At 42.1% G+C, this 13216-nt stretch carries 14 protein-coding genes; 9 read left to right on the top strand and 5 right to left on the bottom strand.

The window, feature by feature from the left end; translation table 11 throughout:
- Positions 1 to 27: 27 nt before the first annotated feature.
- On the bottom strand, positions 28 to 801 hold the full coding sequence (locus Vsou_RS09535) for an enoyl-CoA hydratase/isomerase family protein (RefSeq protein ID WP_188603661.1): 774 nt from the start codon (positions 799 to 801) through the stop codon (positions 28 to 30).
- Positions 802 to 855: 54 nt separating this feature from the next.
- Positions 856 to 1695, bottom strand: coding sequence for an aldo/keto reductase (locus Vsou_RS09540; RefSeq protein ID WP_188603660.1), 840 nt, complete (start codon positions 1693 to 1695; stop codon positions 856 to 858).
- Between the two features lie 123 nt (positions 1696 to 1818).
- Here Vsou_RS09540 and Vsou_RS09545 point away from each other — a divergent pair, with 123 nt between their 5' ends.
- Both Vsou_RS09545 and Vsou_RS09550 read left to right on the top strand, forming a co-directional pair.
- A complete protein-coding gene (locus tag Vsou_RS09545; protein ID WP_188603659.1) occupies positions 1819 to 3486 on the top strand; it encodes an oxidoreductase in 1668 nt (555 codons plus the stop codon).
- A gap of 187 nt (positions 3487 to 3673) precedes the next feature.
- Positions 3674 to 4075 (top strand): Sjogren's syndrome/scleroderma autoantigen 1 family protein, encoded by a 402-nt coding sequence (locus tag Vsou_RS09550; protein ID WP_054843549.1) that lies wholly within the window; start codon positions 3674 to 3676, stop codon positions 4073 to 4075.
- Here the strand turns inward: Vsou_RS09550 and Vsou_RS09555 are convergent.
- Positions 4056 to 5108 carry a pelota family protein gene (locus Vsou_RS09555; RefSeq protein WP_188603658.1) on the bottom strand — a complete coding sequence of 351 codons (1053 nt, stop codon included), beginning with the start codon at positions 5106 to 5108 and terminating at the stop codon, positions 4056 to 4058. The two genes, Vsou_RS09550 and Vsou_RS09555, sit on opposite strands and share 20 nt — an antisense overlap.
- 37 nt (positions 5109 to 5145) lie before the next feature.
- Positions 5146 to 5901, bottom strand: a complete 756-nt coding sequence (locus Vsou_RS09560; RefSeq protein ID WP_188603657.1) for a hypothetical protein — start codon at positions 5899 to 5901, stop codon at positions 5146 to 5148.
- Between the two features lie 110 nt (positions 5902 to 6011).
- On the opposite strand from Vsou_RS09560, the gene Vsou_RS09565 reads away from it, so the two are divergent.
- The 4 genes from Vsou_RS09565 (at position 6012) to Vsou_RS09580 (ending at position 10027) form a co-directional block, all read left to right on the top strand.
- The gene (locus tag Vsou_RS09565) at positions 6012 to 7250 is read left to right on the top strand and encodes an MFS transporter (RefSeq protein WP_188603656.1); all 1239 of its coding nucleotides are present in this window, start codon (positions 6012 to 6014) and stop codon (positions 7248 to 7250) included.
- Entirely contained in the window at positions 7243 to 8157 is a 915-nt protein-coding gene (locus Vsou_RS09570) for a carbohydrate kinase family protein (protein ID WP_054843554.1), read from the top strand. Before Vsou_RS09565 ends, Vsou_RS09570 begins: the two co-directional genes overlap by 8 nt.
- Before the next feature lie 173 nt (positions 8158 to 8330).
- The gene (locus Vsou_RS09575; RefSeq protein ID WP_264890706.1) at positions 8331 to 9905 is read left to right on the top strand and encodes a hypothetical protein; all 1575 of its coding nucleotides are present in this window, start codon (positions 8331 to 8333) and stop codon (positions 9903 to 9905) included.
- Entirely contained in the window at positions 9893 to 10027 is a 135-nt protein-coding gene (locus tag Vsou_RS09580; RefSeq protein ID WP_013336333.1) for a hypothetical protein, read from the top strand. Before Vsou_RS09575 ends, Vsou_RS09580 begins: the two co-directional genes overlap by 13 nt.
- Before the next feature lie 34 nt (positions 10028 to 10061).
- On the opposite strand, the gene Vsou_RS09585 is transcribed toward Vsou_RS09580, so the two are convergent.
- Positions 10062 to 10394: a hypothetical protein gene (locus tag Vsou_RS09585; protein WP_188603654.1), complete on the bottom strand. Its 333-nt coding sequence runs from the start codon at positions 10392 to 10394 to the stop codon at positions 10062 to 10064.
- A gap of 125 nt (positions 10395 to 10519) precedes the next feature.
- Between Vsou_RS09585 and Vsou_RS09590 the strand changes: the two genes are divergently transcribed.
- The 3 genes from Vsou_RS09590 (at position 10520) to Vsou_RS09600 (ending at position 13176) form a co-directional block, all read left to right on the top strand.
- Positions 10520 to 11773 (top strand): MFS transporter, encoded by a 1254-nt coding sequence (locus Vsou_RS09590; protein ID WP_188603653.1) that lies wholly within the window; start codon positions 10520 to 10522, stop codon positions 11771 to 11773.
- Positions 11774 to 11937: 164 nt separating this feature from the next.
- Positions 11938 to 12495 carry an ADP-ribose-binding protein gene (locus Vsou_RS09595; RefSeq protein ID WP_188603652.1) on the top strand — a complete coding sequence of 186 codons (558 nt, stop codon included), beginning with the start codon at positions 11938 to 11940 and terminating at the stop codon, positions 12493 to 12495.
- Between the two features lie 135 nt (positions 12496 to 12630).
- A complete protein-coding gene (locus tag Vsou_RS09600; RefSeq protein WP_188603651.1) occupies positions 12631 to 13176 on the top strand; it encodes a hypothetical protein in 546 nt (181 codons plus the stop codon).
- The last annotated feature ends 40 nt before the right edge of the window (positions 13177 to 13216 follow it).

Here is a 13216-nt window from a genome sequence, read left to right on the forward strand (position 1 = left end):
TTATTTAATTCCTCATGATTAAAATAACTAAGTACCTCTATACCTAGAGATGCATTTTAATTTGGCATTCTTTACAGCCTTTAATAATTCATCGCGTCTACCTTGGTCCATCAACACGGATGATAGCGCATCTAGATACAGCGAGTCAATGGCGTTGATGCTTGTCCTAACCCAATCAACCAACTGATGCCTTATGAGTGGTGGTATTTTCAAGCCTTTAATGATCGTTTTGGCATCACCAAAAAGGTTCTCCCTATTAACCACATGAACAATCCCATAATTAACAGCCTCGGCGATTGCCAGTGGTGATCCCGTGAGAACACCTATCGCCTTATACCTGGGTAATTTCTTAAGAACAATCCTGGCTCCAAGGGGCATTGGTATACCAACTATGCCCTCTGGGTAACACATATACACGTCAGGCGGTGCAATCACTAAGTCACTCACCAGGGCTAGCTCCATCCCTAAACCCAGTGCCGACCCATTGAGTATGGTTATCACGGGTTTATCCATCACGGACATAACCGAGATAAGTGCCTTGATGCCCCTTATCAACTCCTTGATTGATGCATAGTTAGGCACTATTGAATCCCAGGGTACACCAACGGTGAGGAATGAACCACCAGTCCCCGTTATAACTACCCAATTAATTCCATTATCATTATTGGCCATCGTCAATGCCATAGTTAATTGCGCCAGTACATCGAGATCAATAGCGTTCTCAGGACCGTTATTAACAGCAATAACTCCAACACCCTCTTCATTCCAGAACATTATCTTATTGAATTGAACAGATGACATCTAGCACTTCGTGATTAAGACGCGCTTTAAAATAATAACGCTTTAACGAACAACTCAAGAAATAATGCCCTCAAGGTACTTAATTTCCTCCTCAGTTAGCCTCCAACCAGCAACGCCTAGATTCTCCCCAACATGGTCAGGATTCGAGGCCCTAGGTATTGGAAATACATGCTCATGCTTACTAATTATCCAATTAAGCACTATTTGGGCCACGGTCTTTGGTCCATGGTTCCTACTTATCGTTTCCAGGGCATTCCTTGGAAACCTACTGATTAGTTTACCATGACCAAGTGGGTAATATGCTATCACTGCCATGCCGTTTTTCCTTGTGTATGGTATTATGTCATTTTCAATTCTCCTATCTACCAGGCTATAGGGCATTTGGATAGAGGCAATCTCGTACTTCTTCAGGGCATTCTGGGCTTCAATGACTTGGCCAAGGTTGAAGTTGCTAAGTCCTATGAACCTTATTAAGCCATTATCGACTAGGCATTCCATGGCCCTCATGGTCTCCGTGATTGGGACCCTCCTATTCGGAAAATGTATTTGGTATAGGTCTATGTACTTAACACCGAGCCTTTTAAGGCTCTTCTTCGCAGCTTTAATGACTGCGTTGTACCTGAGGTGTGTTGGCCAGACCTTAGTGGCTATGAACAGCTCCTCCCTGTCAAAACCCCTAATAGCTTCACCAACCAGTGGTTCTGACCCGTATATCTCCGCCGTATCTATGAAATTAATGCCTCCCTCCATACCAACTCTTAAGGCCTTGAGCCTTCTCTCGTAGTTGGGCCTTATACCGAGCCTTGATAATACTATCCAGCCCGGGTCGTAATACGTGCCCATGCCTATTATGGACGCCTTAACACCAGTCTTGCCAAATACCCTATACTCCACGTATTGGCATTACCAACATCCCATTATTAACTTATCCCGGTTAATTTCAAGGATCGTAAGGATTAACAATTTATGAATAGGGGCAGGTGCTTTATATCCTAACTATGCTTAACGTAATGAGCCATGTCATTTAATAAATTGTTTGAGCAGATTACAGTGGGTGGTGTCGAATTAAGTAATAGGATTGCCATGTCGCCAATGGCCACCAACTTGGCAACACCCGAGGGTTACCCAACGGAGGAGTTAGTAATGTATTACGTTAGGAGGGCCTCCGCCGGCTTAATAATAACTGAGTATACCTACGTAAATAGGGTTGATGCCAGGGGTACGCCGAACCAACTCGGCCTATATAGCGATGACCTAATACCCAAGTTTGCAAGGCTAACGGAGGCTATTCATAACGCTGGTACCAAAGTATTCGTTCAGTTGGTTCATGTTGGTAGGAAGACCAGGAGGGACTTAATATGGAGCAATACGCCGATAGCCCCCTCTAACGTGCCATTGCTTGACCCGGTTAGGGAGATGAGCGAGGATGACATTAATAGGGTCATTAATGATTTTGTTAAGGCGGCCATTAGGGCTGAAAGGAGCGGTTTTGATGGTATTGAGCTTCATGGAGCGCACGGATACTTAATAGCCCAGTTCCTATCGCCTGCCGTAAATAAGAGGAATGATAGGTATAGGGATGGCGTTGTATTCCTTGAGGAGCTAATTAAAGAGGTTAGGAACGCTGTATCCATACCCATTGGCCTGAGGATATCAGTTACTGAGTTCGACGGGGAGGGCTTGACACCAGAGGTGGTTGCCAGGATCATTAGGAGGGTTGAGGGATTACTTGATTACGTTCATCTATCGGCTGGTAGGGATGGGCCATTGGGAAGTTCAATGCCATTCTACTACAAGAGACCGAGCTTTATTGATGAGGCTAGGGTTGTTAGGGCGGTGACCAAGTTACCGCTGTTCCTAGTTGGTTCTATATCTACACCCAAGGATGCCGAGAGGGTTCTTGAGGTTGCCGATGTGGTTGTCCTCGGTAGGCAACTACTTGCTGATCCTGACTGGCCTATTAAGGTCAGGCTTAGCATGCCGATTAGGCCATGTATTAGGTGTAATCAATCATGTAGGTTATTAGCCACTAGGGAGGTTAGGTGTGATGTTAATCCAGAGCTAGGTTGGGAATTACTTCCCCTACCATTCAATGGGTCTGGTGAAGTTATCGTTGTTGGTGGTGGATTAATGGGTATGGAGACAGCCCGTGTATTGGCTCTACGGGGCTTTGATGTTAGGCTTTACGAAAAGTCTGATAGGCTTGGTGGACAACTTAATGAGATCAGGGATCCGTATAAGAGGGCTGAGCTCATGAGGCTCATGGACTATTACGAGAGGGAGTTGAAGAGGTTGGGCGTTAAGGTTTATCTTGATATGGAGTTTAAGGATGATGGAGATAACGTTATTTATGCCGTGCCTAAGGAACGCCAGCCAGAGTTTAGGGATTATAGGGGTTTGAGGATACTCCTTGATTCTAATCTATATGCTTATCAGGATTACGTATTTGAGTGGGCTAGGTATAATGAGGTTTACGTCACTGAAAACGTGTTCAGGGATCTCGATAGGGCAAGGGCTTACCTATTGATGGAGAGGTATAGGGAGTTGGGTGTTGAGTTTGTTGGGTCGCAGAATTCAGTAAAGGCTGACGTGGTCATAAACGGTGTCTACAGGAATCAACCATCAATAGGAAAGACCATAGCAAGTGGTTACTGGCTTGGAAGAACCTACGGTCGGGTTAATTAGATAATATCGGGTTATTAATTAACCTGTGGGCGTAAAATGTGCAAGTGGAATCAGATACCCCAGGAATCCTCATCCTTCAGTCGGCATGTCACTCTTCATCAATTAACCCATCAACTTCATTACTTTAAATACCTAACTTAAACGCCACTCGATGGATTTATAAACAAGTGGCACTAACTTGGTCAACGTGAGCGTCAGTAGTAGGGACTTAGTCGCCAAAAAGATGGCTCAATTAATTAGGACCGGAGCGACTCTGACGAATTATACATGCCCAGTTTGCGGTACTCCGTTGCTTAAGTTGAAGACAGGTGAGTATTACTGCGCTAATTGTGATAGGCCCGTAGTCATTGTTAGGTCTGATGCCGAGGAGAAGGAGGTCATGATTAGGTATGGCCTTATGGACATTAGGGACACACTCTATGAGAGGCTTATGATGATTAATAATGAGCTCAAGGAGGCCAAGGACATTGATAGAATAAATGAACTGGTTAAGTCAATGGTACTTATCCTGGAGGCTTACGATAAGATAACACAGATAATAAGCCAAGGATCACCAAAGACCGAGGCAACTAAGATCGAGAGGAAATAGGGAATCTTAGTAATGCGGCGACACCGCCAATACTCCTCAGCTTCTCACCGCCCTCGGTACTTGATGGTATTATCACGAGGCTAGCCCTCGTCCTCAGCACCATACTAACTAACTCCCTCATTTCACCGCCCCTCTCCTTATATGTCTCGTCGAGTACTATTAATGTATCCACGGCACCAAACTCAAGTGCCTTCCTAACCTCATCAATGCCAACAGACACCAACTCATTACCCATACCCAGTCTATTGAACACCTCATCAACGTACTCCTGCCCAAGGCTAATATTCAGCTTCCTAAGAACATCACCACCAACCCTCTCAAACTCATAAACACCGGCCAAACCACCCTCGCCCTGCTCATGATAAATAATGGGCATGCCCAACTTACCCAACTCATCATTAATCACGTCCCTAGCCATCGAAAGAGTCATATGGTTACCAACAACCACCACATGCGTCGGCCTCCTAACCTGCGCCCACTGCTTGATCTGGGTCAACGCATTCCTAAGGGATCTTCTAAACCTATCAAGTGAGTCCTCCCCCTCCTTACCACCACCCTGTATCGGTATTGACCCCAGCAACTCCCTACCAAACCTACGGATATGGGCGACGGCAACCTCCTCCATGGAAACCGAAACCAATAACACACTTATTGATGCGCCACTAAACGTCTCCAGGACCTTACTAATGAACTCCCTATCAATACCGCCCGGTTTAACCAACCTATACTCAAGCCCATAGGACAACTCTATCGTGTGGTGACTACCCTTGGCGCCCTCAAACCACTCAGGAACCTCTATTAACACACCCCTAACCCTAAGCACACCCCTGAATGCATGGTACTCAAGGTCCTCGACCCTAAGGCCAACGTAGATCCTAATCCTCTCACCCCTGGAACTCTCCCTACCCCTAAACTCCCTGACCGTCCAACCATAAATAACGTCGCCCGGATCAATTAGCAGGTAAATGACGTATAGGTCATCCTCGCTCTCAACCACGAAGTCAACCCAATCCTTACCAAAGTTAAGCTTCACGGGAGAACCAACGAACCCAGGTAATTAAAAATCCTAACTATCCACTGGGACTCCTTCCTTGACCCTCCTTCGACTTTTTCTCCTCAAGCTTCCTAAGCGTTATGCCATGCATCACGGACGCGTACCACAACATCTTCCAAACATCAGGTCCCCTATCACCATACTCCATAACGAACTTCCTAGCCAATTGCAATAACTCATCAGCCTCCTCCAGCGTCAACTCATCCTTATCAATAAGCTCAAGTAACCTCCTCTTCTCAGCCTCCGTAGGTGGGTTAGTGGCCGCAACAACCATGCTATGTAATGCTGCCTTAACGAAACTCACATCCTTACTATCAAGAACACCCCTAAAACCAAGGAACTCAGTAATGAACTCATTCTGACCAGTGATAATATTGACAAGCCTATTAAACCTTCCATCCACGTAATTCCTAAATTCAATAAGTTTTGAATCAACATAACCCTTCAACTCATTAATCCTCGAGTCAACATAACCCTTGAGATCACCAAACCTGGTGTCCACATAACCCTTCAAATCCCTCTCAAGCCTATCAAACCTATCGTCAACTTTTTCAAACTTCTTATCAATTTCCCTAAATCTACCATCAATTTCTTCGAATCTTTTGTCGATTTGTTTGAATCTTTCGTCGATTTGCCTGAAGTGCTCATTAATCTCCTTAAACCTCATTTCAATTTCCTTAAACTTACCACCGAGCCAATAAAGCGTCGTACCCAAAATCGTAACTATAGTAACCACAGGCCCAACAACACCCAAAATCAACGAAACATCCATTATTTATTAATGATTATGAACGAATTAATATTTCTTACGCAAATAATACCTTAATTCATCCATAAGTTCATTTGGGAATTATTTATAAATAGGATAATTATCCTATCATGATGGTTAGGTACGAAAAATGGAGCAGGATACATGCACTAATTTTCACGGTGTTTTCCATAAGTACCACGATTGAGGCCTACATATATTCCATAGCCTACATAGCCTCTGGCTGGGTCTCGGTACCAAGAGCCTTAATTGCCCTACTATCTATTTGGCCGCCTCTATGGCTACTAATCGGCGGTGCCGTAATGGGGCCTATCTCAGATGCCATTGGTAGGAAGAGGAGCCTTTACTTATCGTTGATTATGTACGTAGTGGGTTCCGTGAGCCTAATACTTAGTATTAACTACGCATTATTGCTGTTTTCCATAGCCATACTAATGCTCGCCGTTGGAGGTGAGTATAATACGGTTATGATCTCATCCCATGAATACTTCCCAAGTAGCATCAGGAGCCGTGCTGTTTACTTAATACTTAACTTTACGAATTTCGGCGGTGCCTTAGCAACGGCCCTAGCCCTGGCAAACATAACATCGGTAGTGCTTCAAAAACTCGCACTTGGGCTGACAATACTCATAATAATCCCAGTGCTTTACCTACTTAGGTCATTAATTCCTGAATCACAATACTGGCTCAGGGCTAGGAAGGTAATCCCCGAGGGTCAGTGGCCTGATTTAATTAAGGAGGAAGGTAATCGTACATCAGTAATGTTACCACCATTATCAGTTAGGATAGTGATTGGTGGCTTAATTGGCTGGTCATATACAGCGGGCTTCACATTAATGGTATTAACCTTCGGGCCCTACTACTTCCCTAACCTTACTAATTGGCTTATTTTCACCTTCTCGGTGGCGTCCTTCATCTCCGGAATACCAGTGAGCATGTTTGCCGATAAGGTTAGTAGAAAGTTACTATTACTCACTTCATCGTTAGGATCCCTAATTACCTCAATACTCATACTATCACTAATTAGCAGTCTCGTGAACGATCAATACATCTTCTGGGCGCTCTTCATACTATTTTCAATACTCGTAAATACATACTTCCTAACCGAGGACGCACTAAAATCTGAGTATTGGGTTACGAGGCGCAGGGGCTCCTACACCGCGGCTGTTAGGGTTATGTCATTGGGTGGTTCAATACCTGTGATATTCCTATCATCTTACCTGCCAGTGAGCTCATACTTAGTATTGGCGACCGCAATATTCAGTGTTGGTTTTGCGGCATCCCTTACCTGGTACTTAATTGGTGCTGAGACTGGTAAGGGAATTAGTATTAGTGCGTGGGAACATGAGTAATAATGAGGATAAATTTGACCTAATGATAATCTCTGACTGCGTCTTAGATATTTATTATAGGGTTAGGGAATTACCTATTAAGGCTGGTGACGTTGCCGTATCCGATATAATTGCCCTATCACCCGGCGGTGCATGCACAACGGCCATAGTAGCCCGTAAACTAGGCCTTAAGGTCGCAGTCATTGATAGGGTTGGTGATGACCCATTCTCCGACATACTCATTAAGTACCTTAATGACGTCGGCGTGCACACGGGATTTATAAAAAGGGTGCGTGGTTTCGTAACAATATCCAATAATATAATTGACGCTGATGACCACGCATTCATGGGTTACCTAGGCGTTGGTAAGGAACTAACTATTAATGATATTAATGAGAATATTATCAGGAATTCGAGGGCTGTATTTATCAATGGCTTCTATGCCTCATTTACGAGAGACATTATCAAAGTATTCGCAGAGGTAATTAGAATTGCCCGTAAGTACTCAGTCCCTATATTCCTCGATACGGGACCCTCCATTAGTAATACGGACCTCATGATTAACCTCCTTAAGTCAGTAAGTACCGTCTTTATAAATGAGAAGGAGATGAGGAGGTTATTTGGTGATATAAATGGTTTAGCTAACACCACACGTGGTACTGACGTTATTGCCGTAGTGAAGCTAGGCAGTAATGGCGCTGCCCTGGTACATAATGGAGTAATTCATCAATGCCAACCTTATAACGTGAGTAATGCAGCGACAACAATAGGCGCTGGTGATACATTTAATGCTGCTTACATGGCTGGCATCATGCATGGTCTGAGTCCCATGAATTCCTGCGATTTAGGTAACAAAATTGCTGCATTAAGGATTCAATACCTAACGCCAATCGAGCTACACAACCTCGAGGGTCTCATTACGTGGTAATGCCGTTATTAAATGGTAAAGATTTGATATTAATTATGACGTTACATGAGTGCAATATTTCACGTGTTAATCAGGTCCAGTAATAACCCCTTAAAGACTCAATACCTACATGAAATGCCATGAAGATAATATTACGTTAGTACCTTATTAATTATTTTAAAATAACATTAATGATGTGCATCGCTCAAAATAAACATATCACGACTATAGAAATAGAAAATAGAGTAAATGTAGAGCTAATTAAGAAAAATAAATTTTGTAAGGGTATGAAGGTTGGTCATCATTATCGATGTATTAATGAAATTAAAAACCAGAAGACAATTAATCATGCCGTTGATCTACTGATTGAAGCTCTCAATAGGATAACCTATTGGCATATAGATACATCTGAATGGCTGGAGAAATATAGAAGAGAGCTCTTGGAAATAAGAAGAAATGTTAAAGAATTGAGTGAGAAATACGATGGTACTATTTACGAATTTGCGAAAACAATTAATTCTCTTATTAAGTATGTTAAGAAGTTTGAAAAGAAATATGTTAATATTAGTAATGAAATTAGGGAACTAATAAGTAAGATAGAAAATGGCTGCATAAAAATTATTGTACGCGAATCCAGTAATGGTACCTTATATATTGTTGTAAAGAATAAACATATAACATTAAAAGTAAGTGAACCTACATCAAGCAAGTCTAAGGATATAACAGTTGTCTTATATTTTGAGGGCTTTAGAGGTATTAAGGTGATGGTACCAGATGTTATTGGTAAAATTCTGGAACAAAAGGATGAAAAGACTAAAGAACTATTAAAGGAAATAATAGAAGGACTGAAAATAGGATTTGCGTCATCAGATGAATTGATGTATAAATGTCATTATGCCGCCATGGAAACTGCCAAAATACGTCAAATGATTCTTTGGCTTCTGTTATATCCTGGTAAGACATATGTACATATAAATGGAATTAATGTAAATAAGAAAAGTGTAGCAATAAGATGGTTTTTAGTATCATCTCATAACTCACTTAAGAATTCTATTGCTACGCTTCTTAATAAAGCAGGTATAAATTTAGCTATACCGGCTTTATATACCGCGATAGTTGGTGATGGCAATGTTGATATTAAAAAGTTAAGGATTCAACTTGCAACTAAGGACATAAGTATTTGGATTCCAATAATTGAAAAGCTTGGAATTAGATGGCGACCATCACACGGTAAAATAACACGAATATCATATTATAGTAGTCATGCGGTAGAATTAGCTAGGTTGATTGTCAATACGCTTCAAGAGTTACATGATTTATTAAATGCAGTAGGTGAGGAGAAGTGGGTAATAATTAATGAAATTGCCAAGAAAGAGCTAAGGAGAAGGGGTGAAGCGCAGGTTATTGTAGCTGGTGAAAGATTCACTGTTCATACTCCGAACTGGCGTACAGTCATATTAATGCGTAGGACTAAATCATCGGATATGATGAATACTATTACTCAAAAATTGAAAGAAAGATACAGCAATGATGCTCTTATTTATACCCATACATATCGCGACTTTATAGTTATTGAAATACCTATTAAAACGATAATAAATAACAATGATGGAGATGTTATGATACAAATAATAAAGGTACTTTGTAAAAAGATTATAAAGGCTAAGAATGAAAAAATTAGGAAAAGATTATCAAAGCTTTTAATGAAATACATAAATATGTTCACAGAAGAGACAGTTAAGGAAATACGAAATTCATGCCAAGTATAGTATACGATATGCATAGGCTTGTGCGTGATGAGGAGGATAATAAAGTGTATACTTATGACCAGAACGGTAATAGGCTTGGTGTTATAAGCCTAGAGGGTGTTGAGAGGTTAAGGAAAGTTTAAGGAGGTCTTGGTATATTTTCAGTTCTCTTTAAATTTAAAACACCAATACCTGATACCCATTATTTATGTAGTATGCCACCCTATCACCTGCGGGGTGTAGTTTAATGCCTATCTTAGTTAATTCCTGATCTATTCTCTTATTCTTTGCATAATTAATGCATGCACTATCGATTGCGCCAGACCTTAGTAATTTCTCGAAGTTGTCTCTGGCAGGCCCTTCAAGCCTTAGTAGTCTTTCTTGAGCAGGCCCCCAAAACACTACCTTAAAGTCTTCGTATCTATTTGTTCCCACTGTGTTCGCTGCCATTGTTAGTGCTAGGTCCATTTTTACGTCATCACTCATTATTAGGAAGACTACCTTTGCCATTGGCAGTGATTCAATGCAATCATGTTTATGTACATTTCGCGGTTGTTAATAGTTAGTCAGCTTAGTTTCATTATTTATTACTTAACGCGATTGGTTTAAAAGGCATTAGGGTAGCCCTAACGTTAATGATACAGGAAGGAAGGGGTAGAGATGGGGTAACAATACTTGGATTAACATCAATCGGTCACTTCATTAATGATGGAAACATGTGGTTAATACCCGGTATAATACTCCCGATACTTAGCCAAGTTGGTGTTAATTATGCAACAGTTGGATTATTATCTGCATTATACGCGGCAATATCCGCATTGGCAAGTCCACTGGTGCCCCTGAGCATTAAGTGGCTTGGTGGGCACATGAGGGCAATGGCACTTGGAATGTTCCTGTGGGCATTCGCCATTGGATTATCCTCAATAGGCTTCCTAATACATGATCTATTCCTAGTCTACATAGGCGTTGTATTGGCAGGAGTCGGTGCAGCCTACTACCACCCGATTGGAAGCGCATTGTTATCCGCAACATATGGAGGAACAGCGGGCTCGGCGCTGGGCATAAATGGCGCATTCGGTAGCTTAGGCAGAACCCTCTATCCACTGATAGGCTCGGTGCTCGTATTTGCAAGTTCTGTAAGCGCTGCATACAATTTGTGGGTATTGGCATTCATAACATTCATTGTGGGTCTCTCAGTATTACTATACGGTATTTACAGATTCGATGTCAAGGCATATAGGAGGAGTAATAATAAGGATGACCCACCTAATAATAAATCAACAACACTCAAGGTATCAATAATGCTAATAACACTGCTCTTCGTAATAACATTACTAAGGAATGCGGCTGGTCAAGGCATACAAACGTTCCTAGGTATATACATAAATAAGGTACTCGGTATAAAGCTCAGTATAACTTATGGAGAAATCTTATCAATATTACTCGCCTCAGCCATAATAGGCCAGCCAATACTTGGTTGGTTAAGTGATAGGGTTGGTAGGAGACTCATGGCGTCATTCTCCACATTCGCCTTCGCCATACTATTCATAGCATTCATATACACGGGAAACCTAGTCTTTGCCTTCTTTGCAATGCTCTTCGTGCTCAGTAACTTCCCACTAATAATGGCTGTCCTAGGCGACTTATTCCCAAGGGAACAGGTTAGTTGGGCAACATCAATTGTTTGGAACGGTGCTGTTACTGGTGGTAATGTGCTTGGTTCATTAATAACGGGCCTAATTGCCCAAGACTACGTGCCCATCTACGGTGAGGTCGGCGCCTTGGAACATGCACTGCTAATAGTGCTAATACTGGCATTCGTATCGGGGGCCCTATGGGTTGCTATACCTAAACCACCAAAACGTACCAAGGTTCCCCTATTCGGTTAAACTTGCTAAATTAATCCTTCCTCATTAATTGCTCCTCTTCATAATCTCATTATGCATACCTCCTCACCTAAATTAAATTTTAATGAAGGCCATAACTGTATTCACTTAGTCGTAATTTCATCAGTCAGCAGAATGCATATAAGTGCGTCAGGTCATGGTTAGTCATGCCGCTCTTCAAGTTTCCAAATGAAGTTACTGTGGAGTTAATCAAGGGTGATATAACTGAGGTCGAGGCTGACGCTATCGTTAATGCCGCAAATTCTTACCTTGAGCATGGTGGTGGTGTTGCTGGGGCTATTGTTAGGAGGGGTGGTTGGGTAATCCAGGAGGAATCCAGGGAATGGGTTAGGAAGCATGGTCCTGTTCCCGTTGGCGGAGTTGCTGTAACCAGCGCAGGCAAGTTGAAGGCTAAGTACGTGATCCACACCGTTGGGCCTAGGTGCGGTATTGAACCTATTGAGAAGCTTGATGACGCGGTTACGAATTCACTTAAGAAGGCTGAGGAATTAGGTCTAACTAGCATAGCCTTCCCAGCAATTAGTACCGGTATATTTGGGTGCCCGTATGAGGATGCCGCGAGGATTATGGCACGTGTAATTAAAAGAGAGGCACCCGGTCTTAGGAACATAAGGAGGATAATCATTTGCCTATACGGTGATGAGGCATTCAATGTGTTTAGCAAGGTACTTAGTGATGAATTGAAGGAGTATAAGTCAAGCTAAATTAATCAGTAAGGGGTGATCTCATCAATATTCAGGCCGGAAACCTTCGCATCACTAAAATCATTGCTAGGCATGCTCTTTAAATACTTATGTCGCGCAACTTTTATTAATTAGCAATCAATTTCTCTTTTTAATATGAAGACATGGTTATTAATAGCATTGGTATTTCTGGCTGGTTTGAGTGGCATGGCCGTTGCAGCCAATATGAGTAGTAATGGTATACTAGCTTACCTAAGTTACCATTTAATCTTACCACCAATAACGTATAATACCATTGCTGCGTATATAAACCTCGGTAATCTAACGCCTGGGATGAACGGTACTGTTGAATCCACAGCCCACTTATTCGTTAATTCCTCAGGTTATTTCAAGGTGGTGCTTCATCATGAGGGCTTGGATGATGTATTTAGTAATTTCACGGTGACCATAACCATTGGTAATCAAACAGTAACGCTTAACCAAGATAAGGATGAGCATATCGTGTATCTAATGCCCGGTAATTACACAGTGTCAATAACTGTTTACTATACTGTTAGGTCCAATCCTAAGGGTCCTCTGGGTGCCGTTAATAAGCCCCTAGTAGTGATCAAGCCCGTGGGCGAGCACGAGGGAGACCATGGTGATAATTACACGGCGCCTAATGGCCAAGGTAGTGATAAAAACCAGGGATCTGAGGATTAGTTAACCGCAATAATTCTTTATTACTAGAATCACCTATTTT

Origin of the sequence: Vulcanisaeta souniana JCM 11219, from assembly GCF_026000775.1 — an archaeon.
GTDB classification, from domain to species: domain Archaea; phylum Thermoproteota; class Thermoprotei; order Thermoproteales; family Thermocladiaceae; genus Vulcanisaeta; species Vulcanisaeta souniana.